The sequence below is a fragment of the Pseudomonas sp. p1(2021b) genome, from assembly GCF_020151015.1.
Classification (GTDB): Bacteria; Pseudomonadota; Gammaproteobacteria; order Pseudomonadales; family Pseudomonadaceae; genus Aquipseudomonas; species Aquipseudomonas putida_K.
Genome location: NZ_CP083746.1, coordinates 2,862,350 through 2,882,529 on the forward strand (window position 1 = coordinate 2,862,350; position 20,180 = coordinate 2,882,529).

Annotated in this window: 14 protein-coding genes; 9 read left to right on the forward strand and 5 right to left on the reverse strand. The window is 65.0% G+C overall.

Annotation, left to right across the window (positions count from 1 at the left end; all coding sequences use genetic code 11):
- Positions 1-27 precede the first annotated feature (27 nt).
- Complete coding sequence (locus K8374_RS13405; RefSeq protein ID WP_224455958.1) at positions 28-1,047, forward strand: FecR domain-containing protein; 1,020 nt, start codon at positions 28-30, stop codon at positions 1,045-1,047.
- Between the two features lie 18 nt (positions 1,048-1,065).
- Entirely contained in the window at positions 1,066-3,366 is a 2,301-nt protein-coding gene (locus tag K8374_RS13410; RefSeq protein WP_224455959.1) for a CHASE2 domain-containing protein, read from the forward strand.
- Positions 3,367-3,431: 65 nt separating this feature from the next.
- Here K8374_RS13410 and pgaD read toward each other — a convergent pair whose 3' ends face one another.
- From pgaD to pgaA, 4 genes are read right to left on the reverse strand one after another with little or no spacing between them, the layout of a single operon-like run.
- Positions 3,432-3,884, reverse strand: coding sequence for a poly-beta-1,6-N-acetyl-D-glucosamine biosynthesis protein PgaD (gene pgaD, locus K8374_RS13415; protein ID WP_224455960.1), 453 nt, complete (start codon positions 3,882-3,884; stop codon positions 3,432-3,434).
- Positions 3,881-5,212 carry a poly-beta-1,6-N-acetyl-D-glucosamine synthase gene (gene pgaC / locus K8374_RS13420; RefSeq protein ID WP_224455961.1) on the reverse strand — a complete coding sequence of 444 codons (1,332 nt, stop codon included), beginning with the start codon at positions 5,210-5,212 and terminating at the stop codon, positions 3,881-3,883. Before pgaC ends, pgaD begins: the two co-directional genes overlap by 4 nt.
- Positions 5,209-7,206 (reverse strand): poly-beta-1,6-N-acetyl-D-glucosamine N-deacetylase PgaB, encoded by a 1,998-nt coding sequence (gene pgaB / locus K8374_RS13425; protein ID WP_224455962.1) that lies wholly within the window; start codon positions 7,204-7,206, stop codon positions 5,209-5,211. Before pgaB ends, pgaC begins: the two co-directional genes overlap by 4 nt.
- An 11-nt stretch (positions 7,207-7,217) precedes the next feature.
- Complete coding sequence (gene pgaA, locus K8374_RS13430) at positions 7,218-9,599, reverse strand: poly-beta-1,6 N-acetyl-D-glucosamine export porin PgaA (protein ID WP_224455963.1); 2,382 nt, start codon at positions 9,597-9,599, stop codon at positions 7,218-7,220.
- A gap of 111 nt (positions 9,600-9,710) precedes the next feature.
- On the opposite strand from pgaA, the gene K8374_RS13435 reads away from it, so the two are divergent.
- The 4 genes from K8374_RS13435 (at position 9,711) to K8374_RS13450 (ending at position 14,224) form a co-directional block, all read left to right on the forward strand.
- Positions 9,711-10,208, forward strand: coding sequence for a hypothetical protein (locus K8374_RS13435; RefSeq protein ID WP_224455964.1), 498 nt, complete (start codon positions 9,711-9,713; stop codon positions 10,206-10,208).
- Positions 10,209-10,338: 130 nt separating this feature from the next.
- Positions 10,339-10,863: an RNA polymerase sigma factor gene (locus K8374_RS13440; RefSeq protein ID WP_224455965.1), complete on the forward strand. Its 525-nt coding sequence runs from the start codon at positions 10,339-10,341 to the stop codon at positions 10,861-10,863.
- Positions 10,860-11,705 (forward strand): FecR family protein, encoded by an 846-nt coding sequence (locus K8374_RS13445; RefSeq protein WP_224455966.1) that lies wholly within the window; start codon positions 10,860-10,862, stop codon positions 11,703-11,705. The genes K8374_RS13440 and K8374_RS13445 overlap by 4 nt, the downstream gene beginning before the upstream one ends.
- A 77-nt stretch (positions 11,706-11,782) precedes the next feature.
- Complete coding sequence (locus K8374_RS13450; protein ID WP_224455967.1) at positions 11,783-14,224, forward strand: TonB-dependent siderophore receptor; 2,442 nt, start codon at positions 11,783-11,785, stop codon at positions 14,222-14,224.
- A gap of 54 nt (positions 14,225-14,278) precedes the next feature.
- On the opposite strand, the gene K8374_RS13455 is transcribed toward K8374_RS13450, so the two are convergent.
- Complete coding sequence (locus K8374_RS13455) at positions 14,279-14,866, reverse strand: GNAT family N-acetyltransferase (protein ID WP_224455968.1); 588 nt, start codon at positions 14,864-14,866, stop codon at positions 14,279-14,281.
- Between the two features lie 438 nt (positions 14,867-15,304).
- Here K8374_RS13455 and K8374_RS13460 point away from each other — a divergent pair, with 438 nt between their 5' ends.
- Genes K8374_RS13460 through K8374_RS13470 form a run of 3 tightly spaced genes read left to right on the forward strand, consistent with a single transcriptional unit; the run spans position 15,305 to position 20,174 of the window.
- Positions 15,305-16,699 (forward strand): diguanylate cyclase domain-containing protein, encoded by a 1,395-nt coding sequence (locus K8374_RS13460; protein ID WP_224455969.1) that lies wholly within the window; start codon positions 15,305-15,307, stop codon positions 16,697-16,699.
- Between the two features lie 10 nt (positions 16,700-16,709).
- Positions 16,710-18,038 carry a glycosyltransferase family 2 protein gene (locus K8374_RS13465; RefSeq protein WP_224455970.1) on the forward strand — a complete coding sequence of 443 codons (1,329 nt, stop codon included), beginning with the start codon at positions 16,710-16,712 and terminating at the stop codon, positions 18,036-18,038.
- Positions 18,039-20,174, forward strand: coding sequence for a TolC family protein (locus K8374_RS13470; RefSeq protein ID WP_224455971.1), 2,136 nt, complete (start codon positions 18,039-18,041; stop codon positions 20,172-20,174).
- The last annotated feature ends 6 nt before the right edge of the window (positions 20,175-20,180 follow it).

Sequence of the window (20,180 nt, forward strand, 5' to 3'; positions counted from 1 at the left end):
TACCTGACCCGCTGCCCAGTGAAGCCCATGACAGCCCTCCTCTTTGCTTCGAACCTCGTTTCCCAGCCGCTGCGCCCTGCCTGCCTCGCCCTGGCGTTCGGCGGCCTGCTGGCGCTGCTCACCGGCCCTGCAGCGGCCACCCCGGCCAAGACCGAACGGCCGCCGTACATCGAACTGAGCCAGGCGTGCCTGCCCCAGCCGCTGCCCGCGAGCGTGCTGTACCTAGCAGGCGATGCCTGGAAGGTCGACGCCAAAGGTAACCAGACACCGCTCGAAGAAGGCATAGCCATCGACGAGCAGGAAGGCGTGAAAACCTCCCCTACCGCCTTCGTCAGCCTGCTGCTCGGCGATGGCAGCCGCATCGTCCTGCCATCGAGCTCGCACGTCACCCTGCACCTCGATGAACAGAAAGGAATCGCGCAAGTCGCCCTGCGCACGGGTCAGGTCGAATCCTATGTCCTGAAAAGAATCAGCGACCACGACCGCTTCCAAGTGCTGACGCCGGTCGGCGTGCTGGGCGTGCGCGGTACCCATTTCCGCGCACGCATCGAAGATCGACAGGCCTTGGCCGAAGTGCTCGACGGGCGTGTCGCGGTCAACCGCGACTTGACCAACGACGACCTGCCGGTCGCCGGCAAGCGCCCGCTCCGCAAGCCGCCACAGGCCCGCGCCGAGCCCGACGACGACGTGCTGCTCGACGCCCGCCGCGGCTTGAAGATCAAGGCACAAGGCAAGCTGACCCCGGTCGACTTGCTGCCCGCCCCACAGTTGCGCGGACAAGGCGGCGAACACGGCCAGTCGCGCCAGTGGACGCTGTACCTGGCACCGGTCCAGGGCGCCAAGCGCTACCGCGCCCAGGTGGCCAGCGACCCGGACTTCCTGCATATCCAGCAGGAGCGCTTCTCGAGCACGCCGCAGGTCAGCTTCAGCGACCTCGAGGCAGCGTTCTACCATGTGCGCCTTTCGGCCTTCGACAGCGAGGGCCTGGAAGGCCAGACCAGCGTCTACGATATTCTCTACTACCCGCGGCGCAGCAATGCGCAATAAAGGACCGGAGCTGCGCCGATGAAACCGTTCGCCCGCCAGGACGAGCCCAGCCAGGCGCAGCGCCTGTTCCACAGCCTGGTGCGCGAATGGTTGCTGGTCAGTCTGCTGCTGGTACCGCTCACCGCACTGCTCTCGCTCGCCACCCACCTGTCGCTGAACAACCTGCTCTATGATCGCCTGCGCAGCCTCACACCGTTGGCGGTCGACCCCCGCATCCTCATCGTCACCATCGACGACCGCAGCCTGCAGAGCCTCGGCCGCTGGCCCTGGCCACGCAGCGTGCACGCCGAACTGCTGGATCGCCTGACCACCGCCGGCGCGCGCAGCGTGCTGTTCGATGTGATCTTCAGCGAACCTTCCAGCAACCCGGACGAGGACCGCCAACTGGCGCAATCGCTGTGCCGGGCAGGCAACGTGCTGCTGCCGCTGCTGCGCGAAAGCATCCCGCGCCATGGCGAGCCGCCGCGGGAAATACCGCCCACCCAGGCACTGACGCAGTGCGCGGCGGGTATCGGTCATATCAATGTCGAAGCCGACAGCGATGGCACCCTGCGCAGCGTCTACCTGCGCGAAGGGCCGCTTGGGGCGCCGCGCCCCCTGCTCGCCTGGCAGGCCTTCGCCGGCAACCACGAAGCCGGCATGCCGGGGCTGGACGCCATGCGCAACCTGCCCGGCTGGCAGCGCGACCACGCTATCCGCATTCCCTTCATCGACGCCGACGCGGGCTTCCCTAGCGTGTCGTACATCAGTGTGCTGCGCGGCGAGGTGCCCAACGAACTGCTGCGCGACCGCCTGGTGCTGATCGGTGCCACCGCGCCGGGTCTCGGCGACCGCTATGTCACCCCACTCTCGGCCAGCCTGGGCACCACGCCAGGCGTAGAGATCCAGGCGAACATCCTCAACGGCCTCCTGCAACAGCGTACCAGCATCGACCTGCCACCCTGGCTGGGTGCCCTGCTCAGCGCCGCTGGCGTCGCCCTGCTCCTGGGCCTGATGCTGTTCCGCTCGCGCCATGCGCTGGCCCTGGCCTTGGCCTGCGCGGCGCTCGCCCTGGGGGGCTCTTGGGCCTTGCTGCTCAATGGGTGGTGGTGGTCGCCGCTGGCCACCTGGGTCGGCCTGCTGCTGGCATACCTGGTCTGGAGCTGGCGCCGGCTGAACGCAGTGCTCGCCTATTTCGGCTGGGAGCTGGCGCGCCTGGACCAGGAGCCCAAGGTACTTCCCGAGCGGGCCGCCCCGCCGATGCCGGGCAACGACCCGCTGCAAAACCGCATCGCCGCCTTGGAACAGGCGATCAGCCGCACCCGCGACGCCCGCCGGTTCATGGCCGACGGCCTGGAAGGCCTGCCGGTGGCGACGCTGATCTGCGACCCAGAGGGCCAAATCCTGCTGGCCAACCGCAAGGCGCGCGAGCTGTTCGGGCAGGCACTGCGCGGCGACGATTTGTGCGAACGCCTGGCCGAGCTCGGCCACCCGAGCCTCGCGGGCGGCGCGCGCCCAGCCCTGGAAACCCTGGAAGCGGTCGAATTCCATGACCACCGCGAGCGCGACCTGCAGGTCCACCTGGCACGCCTGCTGCCGGTGCACAGCGAAACTGCCATCGGTTGGTTGGTCAGCCTGATCGACCTGAGCACCGAACGTGACGCCGAACGCCAGCGCGCCGCCCTGCTGCGTTTTCTCTCCCACGACCTGCGCGCACCCCACTCGGCGATCCTCGCCCTGCTCGATGTCCATCCCGCCAGGGACCAGAACGAGCGGCAGGTCTACCAGCAGATCGCGCAGCAGGTCCAGCGTGCCTTGAGCTTGACCGACGCCTTCGTGCAACTGTCCAAGGCCGAGTCCGACGCCTACCACTTCGAACCGTGCATGTTCACCATGCTGGCGATGGATGCCGCCGACCAGCTCTGGCCGCTGGCGCAGCACAAACACATCGACCTGCAGCGCGACTGGGACGATACACAGGAGCCGATGGTCTGGGCCGATCCCGGCCTGCTCACCCGGGCACTCTTCAACCTGCTGGAAAACGCCGTCAAATACAGCTCGGCAGGCACACGCATCACCCTGGCTATCCATGTGCAAGGCGACTGGCTGGCCTGCCGGATCACCGACCAGGGCAAAGGTATCGCGGCGCAGGAGCTGCCGCGCCTGTTCGCCCCCTACCAGCGCTTGACGTCAGCCGAGGGCAGCACCGGCCTCGGCTTGGGCCTGGCGATGGTGAAGACCGTGGTCGACCGCCATGGCGGCGAGATCGGCTGCCAGAGCCAGGTCGACCAGGGCACGACGTTCGTCATTCGCCTGCCCCTGCTACAGGGTGAGCACTGAATCGCGACACCTGCGGACAAGGCCGTTCCGGCGCCTTGCAGGGCAAACCGCCGGTCACGCCGGACTCAGGCCATGCTCGGCTTCTCGCTCACCTCGAAAACAGGGTCTTCTACCCATACCAGATCGCCGATCTCATCGTTGTGCAGGACGACCACCTGCTGCACCCTCAGGCGCCGGTAGGTTTCAGAGGTGACGCCAAAGCTTCTCATCAGAGTCCGCTCGCAGATGTCCGACACGCGTGTGCGTCGGTCGAAACGCCGGGCGCGCATTTCGTTGTACTTGGCCCAGGCGAACAGCGCCAACCCGATCAATACGGCGCACAGCGTATAGACCATCAGGGTGCCGAAGGTATGTACCATTTGTTCCGTCAGGTCCTGCTGCGCGCCACTGCGCGAGGCTTCAGCCATGGCCTTCAGGCCACGCACCAGCAGAAAGGTGAATGCTGCCCACGCCGCCAGGGTGAGCACCAGGTCGATCATCCGATGCAACCAATGCTGCGAAGTCTTGATCAGCGTCATGCAGTAGGGTTCCTTTTGATTCCACGGTCCGGGCTGGTCCAGCGTGCGCGCTGCTGGCGCACCTTGAGCATGACCTTGGGGAAGCTGACCAAGGTGGTCATGAGGGTTACCAGCCAGAAGGCGAAGGGGTACCAGATGACCCAGAACAGGTTCCTGCCCAGGCGTTTTTCGTAACGTCGCTCGATCAGCAGGCTCAAGGCGAACTGCAGCAAGCAGACCACCGCCAGCAGCATGCCGGTGAAGGCTGGCGGTACGATGCCGGCCACGCGCAATTCTGGCGGCAGCTCGACCAGGTAGCCGACGCCCCACAGCAGGAGCGTCAGGGCGAAGGTGAAGGCCCAGGTCGCCGACAGGCAGAACTCGATCAGCAGCGGCCACATGTAGCGCAGGCGCCAGCGCCAGATCGTCCGGATGTTCTTGAGCAGCACCTCGGCACCGCCCTGGGCCCAGCGCAAACGCTGCTTCCACAGTCCACGTAGCGTCTCGGGCATGAGGATCCAGCACAGCGCACGCGGCTCGTAGAAGATCGACCAATGATCGAGCTGCAGCTTCCAGCTGATGTCGATGTCCTCGGTGATCATGTCCGGGCTCCAGAAGCCGACCCGATCGAGCGCGCTACGGCGGAACGCCGCGACCACGCCGGAAACGGTGAAGACCCGGCCGTAGACGCGCTGGGTGCGCTTGATCAGCCCGATGATCGAGGAAAACTCGCCGACCTGGACGCGCCCGACCAACGTCGAGCGTGTGCGGATGCGGGGGTTGCCAGTAACGGCCCCGACGCGCGGGTTGTCGATCAGCGGCGCCACCAGGTAGGAGACGGCGTCAGGGTCGAGCAGCGCATCGCCGTCGATACACACCAGGTATTCGCTGTGCGCCGCCAAGGCGCCCATGCGCAGGGCCACCGCCTTGCCCTGGTTCTGCGCCAAGTGCAGCACCCGCAGGCGCGGGTGCTGCACGGCCAGGGCGTCGAGCACCTCGCGGGTATCGTCCCTGGAGCCATCGTTGATGGCGATCACCTCTATATGTTCATAGCGCTGCGCCAGAGCCGCGCCGATGGTCTCCCGCGCGTTCGGGCCTTCGTTGTAGCAAGGGATGAGAATGCTCACCAGCGGGTTGCCACTGAGCCCAGGCACGCCCTGGCGCCACGGCCAATGGCGCTCCCAATGCAGCCAGAAATAGGTGCCACCGGCCATCCACAACGCCGACATGAACAGCGGGTAGAAAAACACGAAGTTAAGCAACAGTTCACCTGTGACGACCAGCGCCATTCCAACGGGAGCGCCCAGTATCACCACCAGGATCAGCAGGGCTACGATTCGATCGGTCATAGTTTCGGATACCAGGAAGAGGAGAAGGCAGCACGTGTGGTTTCAAGGCCGGGCTGGTCGTTGAAGAAGTCATCCGGGTAATAGCCGTAGTGGCGCACGCCGTTCCAGCGCAGGCGCTTCGCCCACTCGGCCAGTTGCCGCGCCTCGATCGGCGCCTCATGGCCCGGGCGCCAGTCACGCGCCTGCAGTTCGAATACACTGCGCTCCAGAGCGCCCGGGCGCTTGGCCACCTGCTGCACCAACCGGTCAAGCCAGGCGTTCGATGCTTCCAGCGCCTCCCCTTCCATCAGTGGCATGGCCATCGGCGCCGTCCAGTCGTAGGTGGCGAGGAAGTCGTCGAGGTTCTGCGCGAACCAGGTTTCGGCCTGCGGGTCGAGAATCGGCTGGGCGAAGATATTGCGCGCCGTCAGCACCTGTGGCCCACGGATCGCCCGAACCTTGGCCGTCAGCTCGCGGGTCAGGTCGATCAGGTAGCGGCTCTTGTAGCGTGTCCAGCGCTGCAGGGTCCGCTCGTCGCCGCGCAATGCATGTAGGTCGCCCGGCAGGCCGGCCTGGCGGTAGGCCGCCAGGGCGCCGGGGCTGGCATCCTCGAAGTCCGACAGCACCGCGTCGTCATGGAACAGGATGCCCTGGAAGCTGGCGTGCTTGGCCAGGTCTTCGTAGATCTCGCCGATCTGCTGGCGCACCTGCGGATCGAACGGCGACAAACGCCGGTATTGATCCGGGGCTACCGCCACGCTGCCGGTCTGCGGGTCCCAGGCCTGCACCCGCGGCAAGGTGTCGTCCAGTTCGAAGGCCAGGACCGGCATCCATGCATAGACGCTGGCACCTGCCCGGGTGCGCAGTTGCCAGGCGACACGGTTGAACAGGTCCGCACGCATCGGCAGGTGCCGGTTGGGGAAGTACAGGGCGTGGATGTTACCGTCGCCCTTCGGGTCGGCGAAGGCCTGCAGGAACACGGTGTTGACGCCCAGGTCGGCGATCCGCTGCACCAGTGTGCCGACATTGGCGTCGGTGCGCGCCGGGTCAGGGTCGTAGACATAGTCCAGGTCGACATGGGCAACGCGCAGCGGGCCTTGCTCCTGCACGCTGTTGATGTCGGCGGCGAAGGTGCGCATCTCCGGGTCGCCGTTGACCAGGTAGCGCGGCACGCTCATCAGGTCGTCCACGCTGCCAAGGCCATCGTCGAGCGTCAGCGCCAACCCATAGCCATGCTCGCCCACGATCTGCAGGGTAGTGCCGCCGGCGGCGCCGTAAGGCCAGACCCAGACGCGCGGGGCCTTGCCGGTAATGGCCTTGAGCGTGGCGCTGATGGCCGCGACGTCCGTGTCCAGGCGCTGGCGTAGCTCGGCGTCGGTCTCGTAGCGCTGCTCCTTGGCCAGGTACAGGCGGTTGGCCACCGCCGGCAGCGTATTGCCCTGGGGGTTGGCTAGCAGGCCAAGGTGCGACGCGTAGGTGTGTGCGCCGATCTCCACCAGGTTCGACTGCGCCAGCTCACGCACCTGCTCCACCGTCAGGAAACGCTCGCGCGGGGTGGGCAAGCCGCCAAAGTCCACCGCCTGGTTCGGCGCAGTCTTGAGCCAGACACCCACCGGCGCCATGATCGCCGGCCATCCATAGGCCTTGAGTATCGGCAGCACGCGGCTATGGAAACTGCTGTAGCCGTCATCGAAGCTGAGCAACAGCGGCTTGTCCGGTAGCGGCGCGCGGCCTTCACGGGCGGCGATGATCTGATCGACGGAGACGGCCTGGAAACCTTGCTCGCGCAGCCAGGCCAACTGGTCGATCAGGTGAGCGGTACGGGTGGTGATGTAGGCCTGGTTGCCGTCGATGTCATCCACATCGTGGTAGGCCAGGGTCAACAGACGACCGGACGGCCAAGGCGACTCGCTGATGGCCACCGGGCGCTCCTTGGGTGCAACGAAGGGCGGCGCTTCGGCGGCGCAGCCGGTCAACAGCGCGACCAGGCAGAGCATGCGAAACAAGACATTCATGTCCAAGATCCTCAGAAGCGGTAGTTGATGTCGAGCATCAGGCGGTAGTCCATTTCGCGATCGCCGTCGTAGGGGCGGCTCATGGCCGTGAGGTTCACGCCGCCATCGAAGCGGTCGTCGAACTTCAGGCGCTGCCCATAGCCGACCAGGGCGATCGGCTCGGTGCCGTGGCCCTGCTGGCTATAGGTGCCGACGCCGAACTGCGCCTGCTGGCTCCAGACGGTCTGGTAGTGCCGGTAGAGGATGTGGTCGATATCCAGGGTCGGCAGCACGCTGAGGTCGCGCTTGGGGTTGTAGTACGGAACGTCGTCCGACTTGCTGTTGTGGCTGGCGCCCACTTCCAAGCCGATATCGGCCTTCAGGTACGGCTGGTTGTAGACCTGCTGACGGCCGGTCAGTACCAGGCCGATGCGCTGGTTGCCGTCGCTGAAGCGCTGTGGGGTGAAGGCGAGCCTCGCCTCGCGGGTTTCATCCTGGCGCCAGGCCAGCCAGGCGCTGCCGGCGTTGGAGCGGATGCCACTGTTGAGTGCGCGCAAGGGGGTTTCGCGCGATAGGTATTCGGCACTCCAGCCGTACTGCCAGTGATCGTCGATCTCGTGGCTGCCGGAAAGGCGCGCGCCAGGCTTGTCGCCATCGCCATAGGCGTTGTGCGAGAGCTCGCCTTCGACCGTGTTGCCACGGTCGCGCCACTCCAGCCCCGCGCGCTGGTAGCGGTAATGGCCGGTGCCCTCGAGAAAATCACCGGTGGCGTAGCCGGCACCAGCGAAGACCCGCCAATTGTCGTCCATCGGCGGGCTGTAGAGCACGCTGTCGATGCCGAAGTCGCGGTTGCCGACCGCGTCGCCGCCACCGTTGCTGCGCCCGGCATAGGCATTCACCTGCAGCTCGAACATATGGTGCACTTTGCGCAGCTTGTCCAGGCGCTGCGCCGGCAGTTGTTCGGGGAAACGCTGGATGACGTCATCGGCCAGCAGGTCGGCCTGTCGCCACTCCTGAAGCGCCAACGCGGTAAGCCCCTGCTGCACCTCCAACGCGGCCTCTCGCGGGCCGAGGGATTCGGCGCTCTTGAGCACATCCTCGGCCCGGCGCGGCCAACCACGCGCCAAATAGACACTGGCCAGACCGGTATTGAGCCCGCCATTCGCCGGCGCCGCATGGGTCAACGCCTCGAAGGCCTGCTGCGCCTGCTCCAACTGGTCACGGTATAGATACGCATTGGCCTGCATCACCTTCGCGTCCAGGCGGTCCGGGTTGGGCACGCCGACGGCGGCGCCCTGCGGGTAGGTCAGCACCGGCTGCTGCGCGACCAACTGTTCGGTCATCGGCTGGATAGGCGCGAGCTGCTCGCTTTCCACCAAGGCATAGAACAACCCTTGGTTGTCTTCCGTCCATTCCAGGTCCTTCGGCGACTCGCCGGCCAGCACCTTGCGGTACAGCGCGGCCGCAGCGGCGGGCTGACGCAGGTACAGGTAGGCGCCAGCGACCCAGCGTTCGGCGTAGGCCGGCAGCTCGACCTGCGCCTGGCGCAGTTGCTGGTATTCCTGCGCCACCTGTTGCATCCGCATGCGTGCGTACAACGCCCCCAGGCGGTCGATGCGCACGCGGTTGCGCTCCTGCTCGGCGCCCGGCAACGCCTTCCATGCTTCCAGCAATGCGTCCGAGCGCGCGATGGCGCGATCGGCGATCACGAACCGATCGGCCTCGCGACGTACCGGGAGCTGGGCAAAGCGCACCTGGCGCGCCAAGGCATCGGCTTGCAGGCGTCGAGTTTGGGCGTCGTCGACCAACCCAGGCTGCGCCATGCCCTCGCGCAGCGCTGCCTCGGGCAGGTTGGCCCCCTCCAGGCCGCGCATGTACTCACTGCGAACGTAACCCTTGCCCGGAGCCAGGCTGTTCGCCTTGTCCAGCTCGGACAGCGCGGCATAGGGCTGGCCCGCACGGGTATGGGCGTAAGCCAGGGCAATGTGCGCGTCGGCCTCCCCGGGCAGCGCGCGCACCAGCGCCTGCGCGCGGCGCAGGGCCTGGTCGTGCTGCCCGGCATCGGCCAGGGTCATCACCTCCCCCACCCGCAAGGCACTGTGTCGTGGCGCCTGGGCCAATCCTTGGCGGTACACCGCCAAGGCCTCGTTCCAGCGTTTCAGGTTACGGTAGGCGCGGGCCACAAGGGCCTGCGAATCGACGCTCAACATGCCCTTGCCCCGGTTGGCCTCGTAGACCTGCACCACTTCCTGATCGCGCCCGGCCCAGCTGGCGATGGCGACATGGTCATTGAGATAGCGCGGCGTCACCGGCTGGCGCGCCAGGTAATCCAGGGCCGGCGCATGATCGCCGGCCCGTGCTTTGATCACCAGGGCGTCATAGCCGTCCTGTGCCTGGGCCCAGGGAGTGCACAACAGCAACCCGGCGACCCAGGTTGCGCACGCACCGCCTGAAAGGACCCGGGAACGTGCCCGCCAGAAAGCTGGCACAGTTGGAACATCATCAAGGCTTCGCATAAGAAATGTTTGGGTCAACGTAAAGATGAAGACCTCTGCGGCAAGGCCGGCCGGGTCGGATATCAAGTCGTGAATCGCAGGCAAGCGCCGCCGTCGATCACGCTCGGGCGTGTCGGCGTGAACGCTGCCTTTGTTTCAGGGCTTGGTCTTCAGCTTGCCCATGCCGGCCGGCGCCGGCCCGTCGATGGGCGCAACGCAGCGCCCACCCAGGTCAAGACACCAGGCGAACGTGGGTGGCAGCAGCGTCTTGCGCTGCGCGAGGCATACAAGGAGGGGGTTGCGATAGCTGCGATGGCGGCGAGGCGGTGCGATGTCGTGCCACCATGGCGTGATATCAGTCCAGTGGACACCGCAATGCGAGGGGTGGAGTTCGGCATACTGATAAATCCCTGTCAGTCAAACAAACGATCCTGTCGGCAGAAGCCGGATGACTATACCTGCAAGGTCAATTTTCCGCCACAAAAACGAACAAATAATATACAACTAGAAAATAAGTCATTGAATTGACGCCCCTCGCACCCTCCTTCCGGCGATCTCGCCAGACATGCATCCGCAGATAGAGGGTGTTTATTCGCGATTATTTCTCATTTACACTCAGCGACCTCCCCCGAAGCCAAGCTCCTTTCCTGGGTGCATCGTGTCGCTCGACCCCACCAAACCAACGTTGTTGTCCGCCCTGGTACGCCACTACGACGAGCTCGTGGACCACGTTCGCCGTCGCTTCGGCGACCGGAACACAGCGCACGATGTGGTGCATGACATGTGCGTGCAGTTGCTCGAGCGCGACGAGAAAGAAGTCGTACGCACGCCCCTTGCCCTGCTGCGAAAAATTTCCCACGATACGGCGATCAGTCGCTATCGAAGCGAGCGTCGGCGGGCCGTGTGGGTGGATGCAGTGCCCGAGCTTCCCGAGGTCGCCTGTACGGCAGCGACACCCGTGGGCCGTCATGAAGCCGAGCACGAATTCCAATTGCTCGTCGACGCCATCGCCGCCCTTCCCCCGCGTTGCCAGGCCGTATTCGTCATGCACAAAATCCACGAGATTCCCCAGGCAGAAGTGGCCACACGCCTTGGCATCTCCATCAAGACAGTCGAAAAGCACCTGCGCCTGGGGTTGGCCACCTGCCGGGAACGGCTTGGCCGTGGCGAGGTTCACCCATGACCGGCCCTTCGAAGAAAACCGGGCCAGCGCCGGTGGACGAGGCCCTGGGGCGTCATCGGGAAACGCTGAAAACCCTGTTTCCGCTACCGGCTTGCGAGCCAAGGCCGCGCAGATCGCCCAAGGTCGTCGGCCTCGCGCTCTCGATCACGCTCGCCTGCGGGGCACTGGCATGGTTGAACCCGGCATACAAGACCGAGCGTTTCGATACCGCCATCGGCGAGCGACGTTCAGTGGCCCTGGAAGATGGCAGTACGCTGCTGCTCGACAGCGCCAGCCAGGTCGAGGTGCGTTGGCGTCTGTTCAGTCGCCAGGTCGACTTGCGTGTCGGGCAGGTGCTGTTCGATGTCGCTGCGGCTGTGTACCGCCCGTTCGTGGTGTCAGCCGGCACCGCGCGGGTCGAGGTGCTCGGCACCTTGTTCAATGTGCGGCGCCTGGGTAACGACGACATACGCGTGACCTTGGCCCGTGGGCGCGTCGAAGTCGCGCCGGCGAACGCGGCGCAACCCCCGGCCATCCTGATGCCGGGGCAACAGGTCGACTCGATCGGCGGGCAATTGACGCCGGTCGCCAAGGCCGACGCCGCCACCGCCATGGCCTGGAAGGATGACCGCATCGTGTTCGAGCAGACGCCGCTGGACGAGGCGATCGCGGTGCTGCGCCGGTATCGCAAGGCACCCATCGAAATGGGCGACCCCAGCCTGGCCGCGCTCAAGGTGACGGGCGTCTTCGACACACACAAGGTCGATCGACTGCTCGACCTGCTGCCGAGCATCCTCCCGGTTGCCGTGCTGCGCCAAGCGGACGGCACCGTACAGGTTCAACGCAAAACGACAAGAAAATAATTCTCAGAAGCAGGTAGGGTTTCTGGATTTGCGCGGCGGCTATAGGGAAAAAGCCAACCTACAAAGGAATTCCAGACGTGCATTCTTCCTTCAGGAATCGCTCCCTACGCCTGTCATTGCTGGCCAGCAGCCTGTTCATCGCGATGTCGGCCCAAGGTCGGGAAAAGCTGGACGTAGACCTGCCGGCCGCCCCGCTCGGGCAGGCCATCAATACCCTCGCCCACCAGTCCTCGGTGCAGATCATCTTTGCCGGCGACCTGGGCGCAGGCCGTCAGGCCCCTGCAATCAAAGGCCGGTTCACGCCGGAGGAAGCCCTGCACAAGCTGCTCGAGGACAGCGGCCTGCAAGCGCAGGCCAAGGACGAACACACCTTCATCATCGTTCCGTCCAGCGCAGCCCAGGAAGCCGCCACGGCCGCGCCGAGCCAACCCCTGGAAATGGCGCAGATGGAAATCACTGCCTCGCGCACCAGCAGCGACCTGGTTTCGGCCACCCGCCAATCCACTGTCATCGACCATGCCCAACTGCAGGAGCTGCGCCAGGGCTCCGACAGCCTGGCCACGGTACTGGCCAAGGTGGTCCCGGGCATGTCCGACTCCAGCCGCACGATCACCGAATACGGCCAGACCCTGCGCGGGCGCAGCATGCTGATCATGGTCGATGGCGTGCCCCTCAATACCAACCGCGACTCCTCGCGCAACCTGGCCAATATCGACCCTGCCCTGATCGAGCGGGTCGAAGTCATTCGCGGCAGCAGCGCCATCTATGGCAGCGGCGCCACCGGCGGCATTATTTCCATCACCACCCGCCCCGCTGGCGGCGAGTTCCGGGCCGAAACCAGCCTGAGCGCCACCTCGCCCCTGACCCGCCTGGGCAGCGACGGGCTGGGCGGCCAGTTCCAGCAGTACGTTGCAGGCTCCCAGGGAGCCGTGGACTACGCGTTCGATTTCGGTACCCGCCACGTCGGTGCCTCGTACGATGCCAACGGCGACCGCATCGCGCCCGAACCCAGCCAGGGCGACCTGTTCGACTCGAACATCTACAACATAGGGGGCAAGCTCGGGCTGCACATCGACGAGGACCAACGGGTCCAGCTCGCGGTCAGTCACTACGACGCACGCCAGGACACCGACTACGCCACCGACCCGAGCGTTGCCAAGCTCCCGCCAGGTTCGGTCCCGGCCAATGCGATCAAAGGCCTGGACCTGGACGAGCAGAACCGCATTCGCAACACCTTGGTGAACCTTGAGTACGAGAACCTGGACATTCTCGGCAGCCGACTCTCCGCCCAGCTGTACTACCGGGACTACTTCACCCGTTTCACCCCCTTCGACGCCCGCGCCGTCGCAACCCGTGGCGGCAATGTCGACCAGGTGATGCAAAACAGCGAAGTGTTCGGCAGCCGCCTGACCCTGCGCACCCCGCTTGGCGAGAGCGGCAACACGGAACTGGTATGGGGCGGCGACTACAACCAGGAACGCAGCGACATGCCGCTGGACGTGTTCGACCCGGACGCCTACGACGCCAGTGGCGGCCTGGTGTTCGACAAGACCGGCAAGCTTACCTACATGCCGCCGCTCAAAACCCGAAGCGCTGGCGCATTCGCCCAGCTGCAGCACCGTTTCAACGAGCATTGGTCGATCGACGGCGGCCTGCGCTACGAGTATTCCACGGCCAAGTTCGATGACTTCATCCCGTTGTCCGAGTCCAAGGCGGCTGCGCCGGCCACGGTCAAGGGCGGCGACATCGACTACGATGCGCTGCTGTCGAACATCGGCATCGTCTATTCGCCGGTCGCCGGCCAGGAAATCTATGCCTCCTTCAGCCAGGGCTTCCAGTTGCCTGACATCGGTATCCAGCTGCGCAATGCGCGCCGTGGTTTCGATCTCGGCGCCTCGAACCTGGAGCCGGTCAAGACCAACAACTACGAGCTTGGCTGGCGCGGCGAGCTGGGCAGCAACACCCTGGGTACCCTGGCGCTGTTCTACACCACCTCCAAGCTGGGCGATGTACAAAGCTTCAACAACGGCCTGATTCTCACCCGGACCAAAGAGCGTGTGTACGGCGTCGAAGCCAGTGCAGACTGGCTCGCCGATGACGAAGTGTGGGGTGCAGGCGGTAGCGCGACCTGGATGCAAGGGCGCGAGAAGCCGGACGGCAAGGGCTGGCAGGACATGACCGGTTATCGCGTGCCGCCGTTGAAGCTGACTGCCTACATCCAGTACAAACCGACCTTCGAATGGAACAACCGGCTCCAGGCCACGTTCTTCGATTCCAAGGACTATCGCCTCGATGGTGTCGACAGCTTCGGCCGCCACCAGGTCAGCACCTACACGACAGTGGACCTGGTGAGCCAGTATCGGCTAACCCCCGATGACCAGGTGAGCATCGGCATCCAGAACCTGTTCAATCGGGACTACTACCCGCTCTACAGCCAATTGCTGCGCAATAACAACAACACCAGCCACCTGCCGGCACCCGGGACCGTGCTGACAGCCAGCTATACGCACAACTGGTGATACTGTACCGGCCCGGCCAGCGGGCCCATTGCGAGCCCGCTGGCCGGCGTCGAGTCAGGCCTGCACGGCACCGGCGCTGGGCCGATACATCAGGTAGGCGTCCCCCGTCACCCGTACCATCGGATGTGGCGCGATCCGGCAGGTCTTGACGATGCCGAAGCCCTTGCGTTCGTAGAAGCGCCGTGCCCCGGTGTTCTCGGCATAGTCGATCAGGCTCAGGCCTTTGAGCCCCAGTTGGTCGGCGCGTGCCTGGGCGAGTTCGAGAAAGCGCGCGCCCAGGCCCTGGTTACGCCAGCCGTCATGCAGCGCCAAGCTGGAAATGTAAAGCGTGTCCGGTACTTCCATGTCGGCGTAGGGTGCCAGCACTGGGTCGGTCACAGGCTCGGCTTCCGGGTCGTGATACATCGCATAGCTGTGCATCATGCCGATCACCCGCCCTTGTGCTTCGGCGATCAGGCAGTTCTGGTACGAAAAATCCACATCGTCCCGGGCATAACGGATGGCACCGACATCCAGCAACGCCTGCCCTGGCTCGGCCAGCTGGCTCCAGATGTAATCGGCCACCCCTTCGGAAGTGATCTGGAACAGCCGGGCGATATCACGGGCATCCGAGCGACGCGCCGGACGAAATTCAACGGTCATGGGTAGGGTTCCAAAAGGGATGGAAGCGTCCTTATAACGGTCTGAATAGGGCCATTTCAATCCGTTTGCCGGTTGCAACCCCAACACGTCGTAGCGAGGCACTGGCATGACGTACCCAGGCAACGCAAGGCCTCTGCCTCGCGATGCCCCCGTACCGTCACAGCAAGAGAGAACCCTGCCCGGGCGGGCGCCCAAGGGTGTGTTGTGAGGTCGTCATTTTTCTAACGAAAAACGCCTTTTCTGACCCTGTTTCCTAAGTATTCACGCTAAATCGCTGAACCATGGTGTCTCAGCCGTGAACCTACCGCCCGCCCAGAAAGTCAAATTAACGTCATATTTACTAAGCGCTAAAAATTATTAGCGGGTTTTTGACGCTCACTCTATAGTCGCCGGGTTTCTGGCTGCACGTTGTTCTTTGAACCTACAAGGAAATACGACATGCCGAACCCGACTCCTCGTATCGCGGTACTGGGCGGGCTGGTGTCGAGCCATGGGGGCGCGACACTGGACTGCTTCGCCGACCTGGACAGCCTGCTGGCCGCGCCTGTATTCGATGTACTGTTGATCGACCAGCCCGCCGCGGTTGCCAGCCGCTCCCTGCATGCTTTGCGCAACGCCAGCCCCTACCGTTTCCACCTGATCTACTGTTGCCGCGACCTGGACGATGGCTGCCACGCGCTGGGCGATGGGCCGGTGCCTGCGGACCAGACCGAATTGTCCATGCGCTGGCAATTGTGGCAGTCGCGCTTTGCCCGCTTCGAGTCATCGCTGGCAGCCGATCGCTTCGAGGGCCGTATACTGGCCTGGCTGTGGATGCGCGCCAGTGCGCAGATCCTCGCCGTGCGCGACCCGCGCGTCGCCCAGCACTACCGCTACCCGCTGCTCGAGGCCCTGGCCGGTGAAGAGCATGTCAACAGCTTTGCCTGGCTGAGCCTGATGGCGCAGCAAGACTGGCTCGAGGAAGGCGACATGCTCGACCGCATCCGCCTGTGTGGCGAATGCGGCAGCGGGCGTTTGAATTTCGTCGACGTCTGCCCCGAATGCCAGGACCTGGACATTTCCCGGCAACCGGCGCTGCACTGCTTCACCTGCGGCCACGTGGCGCCCCAGGATGCGTTCCTGAAGAACGCGATGCTGCTGTGCCCCAACTGCCTCAAGCAGCTGCGCCACATTGGCAGCGATTACGATCGGCCCCTGGAGAACTATTGCTGCCGCAGCTGCAAGGCGTTCTTCGTCGACGCCACCGTGCAAGCACGCTGCATGGATTGTGGCCAGGCCCATGCACCGGAGCGCTTGCGCGTCCGTGAGATCCGTCACTACAGGCTGACCGAGGCCGGTCGCCTGCGCTGCCGTCAGGGCCTGGACAGCGCGAGCGGCGACATCAGCCACTTCAACCGGCTGAACCTGCTGGGCGGACGCGCCTTCCACGACCTGCTCAGCTGGCAATTGCAGATCGTGCGGCGCTATGACACTTCGACCTTCTCGGTACTGGGCCTGCGCTTCATCAACCTCGGCCAGACGCTCCTGCGCCTGGGCGAACACCGCGGGCACGCCTTCATCGACAGCCTGGTGGCTCGGCTGCAGGAAGCACTGCGCGAAACCGACCGTTGTTCACGCGGCACGGAGGAAATCCTCTGGGTCTTGCTGCCCCATACCGGCGCACAGGGGCTGGAGACGGTCAAGCGGCGCCTGGGCCAGGTCGCGGAGCTGTTCAGCGACCCTGAGGTGAGCAGCATCAGCCTGCGCATCTCCAGCCTGACCGCTCCCCAGGACCTTCATGGTGACGAGAATGCCGAACTGCTGCTGGCCCGGGTGGCCAGCGGTCTGGCATGAGGAGAGCGCCATGCCGCCCTTTTTCGAGCAGCTGTACAACGCGCTGTACCCGCTGACCGGGCCCGATGGCCTGAGCCGCGTGTTCCTGATGCTGTTTCCCTACTTCCTGATGCTGGAACTGCCCCTGACCCTGCTGGTACTGCTGGGGGTACTGCGCTGGTTCGTGCGCCGCCACGCCTCCACCCCCCAAGTGACCCTTTATCGCCCCCGGGTCTCGTGCATCATCACCTGCTACAGCGAAGGGATGGATGTGCAGAAGACCCTGCTCAGCCTGTGCGAGCAGACCTACCCAGGGCACATCGAGCTGATACCGGTGGTCGATGGCGCCACCGTCAACCAGCCGACCCTGCAGGCCGTGCGCAGCTTCCGCCTCGATTCACACTTATATCCCAAGCGTCATCTGCGACCGATCGCCAAGTGGCAGCGCGGCGGGCGCGTATCGTCGCTCAATGCGGGGCTGTCGCTGGCCAGTGGCGAAATCGTCATGGCCCTTGATGGCGACACCTCGTTCGACAACAACATGGTCAGCTCGATCGTCCGCCATTTCGCCGACCCTTCGGTACCGGCGGTGGCCGGCAGCCTGCGAGTACGCAACACCTGGGCGTCGGTGACGACAGCGATGCAGGCACTGGAATACCTGCTGTCGATCCACATGTCCAAGATCGGCCTGGCAGAATGGAACCTGGTCAACAACGTGTCCGGTGCCTTCGGCGCGTTCAGGCGCAGCTTCCTGGTCAAGATCGGCGGCTGGAACACCCACACCGCAGAGGACCTGGACCTGACTCTGCGAATCAAGAGCTACTTCGCCCGCCACGACCTGCGCATTCCCTTCGAGCCCCAGGCCGTCGGGCACACCGACGCGCCCGTGACCTTCCGCCAGTTCCTCATGCAGCGTCTGCGCTGGGACGGCGACCTGTTCTTCCTCTACGTGCGCAAGCACAACCACAACATCAACCCGACGCTGCTGGGCTGGCCGACCTTCCTCATGATCCTGCTCAGCGGCTTCTTCTTCCAGCTGGTGCTGCCGTTCATCATCCTCGGCTACCTACTGCTGGCTGTGTTCGTCCTGCCGGGCACCACGCTGTTCGTGCTCGCGTCATTGATCTACCTGCTGTACCTGTCGATCACTTTGGTGCTGTTCCTGGTGATGCTGCTGATGGTGTCCGACCGGCCACGCCAGGATGCACGCCTGGCCGTGCTGGTACCGGTATTCCCGTTGTTCATGCTGGTCATGCGCTGCTGGAGTGCGGTGGCCATGCTCAATGAAATTTTCCGTCGCGGCCATGAGGAAAGCAGCATGGCGCCTTGGTGGGTCCTCAAGAAAGCCACGAGGTTCTAGATGCGTTCATTTCTCCTGGTATTGACCTTGTCCATGACCAGCGGTCTGGCCCAAGGGCAGCTCCTGACGTTGCAGGAACTGCTCGACAGGCAGCAGGACAACCCCCTGGCCCGGGCCGGCGCGGCCGACCTGCGCGCCTTGCAGGCCGAAGCCAAGCTGCACGAAGACCGCGCTGGCTGGCAGGTGTTCGCCGGGGCCAGCGTCGGCCGCTTCGAAGAGCTGGTCACCGAAGACATCCGCGACGACTACTATGGGCGCAACCTCAACCTGGGGGTGCGTCATCCCCTGCTCGGCAGCCTCAACCGTCAGCTCGAGCTGCTGGAGAGCAACCAGTACGAGCAACAACGCCAGCAGATGCGCCAGGCCCTTGAGCGCTCCAGCCGGCGCCTGGCATTGCGCAGCGCCTATGCCGACTGGTGGCGGGCGCAACAGGAGCTTGCGCTGTGCCAATCGCTCAAGGCCGGTGCCTCGGATGCCGCGGGCAAGATCCGTATGCGCCGTGAAAAAGGCTGGCTGCGCGACTCCCAGGCACAACTGCGCCTGAGTGAATGGCAGGCCATGACCCAGCGTTGCGATGGGCTACCCCAGTTGGAGGCGGACATCCGCGCCGACCTTGCCCTGCTCAGCGGCCAACCGGTACCCGAGGGCGCCCAGGCGGCGGCCGAACCCCTGGCCCTGGCACCGGAGCCGCTCGATCGCTGGCAAGCCGTGCTGGGCCGCCATCCCCGTATCAGCGAGAAGCAGAACCTGCTCGCCCAGGCCGACGCCCAGCGTGACAGCCCTTGGTACAACGCCATCGACTCGGATGTGATCCTTGCCGGTAGCAAGGAGTACCGCAGCGGCTCGGACAAGTCCGGCAGCGGCCTGTTGGTGGCGTTGAACTTTTCCATGCCCTTCGACGTGGTCGGCAACAGCCGTGCGCGCAAGCAGCTGGCCCAGGCTCGCTATGATGCGGCCAGCGAACGCCTCGAGGCAGAACGCCAGACCTTGGGCCTTGAGCTCAACAAGGCTCTGCGTGCACAGCGCGCCGGGCAGCTCACCCTCGAGCAGCGGCGCCAGCAGCGCAGCGTCGTCGCCCAGGCCCTGGAAGAGGAAAAACGGCGCAACATCGGCGGTGGCGATGATGGTTTCGACGGCCAGATGATGGCCCAGCGGCTCTACTACCAGAGCGGCCTGGACCTGATCGCGGCCTGGCACGCCGCCTGGTTGCGCCAGGCCAACCTCGACCTGCTGCTCGAAGATGCGCCCCAGGCCGAACAACTGCTGGGGCGCGAGCGGCAGCAATGGACCGCCTTGAATGATACCGCGGCACCGCTGACCCTGGCCGCGGCACCGCCGCTGCTGCCCATCTCCGCCGTGCGCGACACGACTACCCGCACTGACGGCTGGAACCAGGGCACCTATGTCTGGAACAGTGCTGCGCTGCTCGACCCACGCCGTCGCCCTGCCGAACTGCAAGCCTTGCAGCAGGCCGGCATGCAGAAGATCTACCTGGGCCTGGATGCGACGCAGGTGCGCAACCTGTCTGCCACCCGCCAGGCCCTGGAGCAACTGCTGGCGCAAGCCTCGCGCCAAGGTCTTCAGGTAAGCCTGCTGCTCGGCGATCCTAGCTGGATCGAGCCGGCCCAACGCCATGAGCTGATCGAACTGGTCAAGAAACTCGACGGCCTGGCCTTCGACAGCCTGCACCTGGACCTTGAAGTCGAACAGCTCGGCTGGCCAGTGCCTGAGCAGCGCCTGCGCGATTGGCTGGGCACACTCACGGCCGCCGTACAGTCCAGCCCATGGCCGGTGGAAATCGCCAGCCACCCCCGCTGGTTCGAACCCGACCCGCCCGCCAAGACCTGCGTGCCCTGTGCCTTGCCCGGCCTCGGCGTACGCCAGGTGAGCGTGATGATCTACACCAGCAACAGCGAACGCGGCATCCAGCGGGCCAACGCCATTGCCAAGCGTTGGCCCGACCTGCGCTTCCGCCTGGCCCAGAGCATCGAGCCGCAGCTGCTCAAGAGCGAGAGCTGGGCCGGGCAGCCGCCGGCGCACTTGCAACAACAGGTCGCTACGTGGCGCAAACACTTATCCCCCCAGGGCATCGCCGGGATCGACTGGCAAGCCTGGGCTGACTATCCCAAACGGTGAACGGCC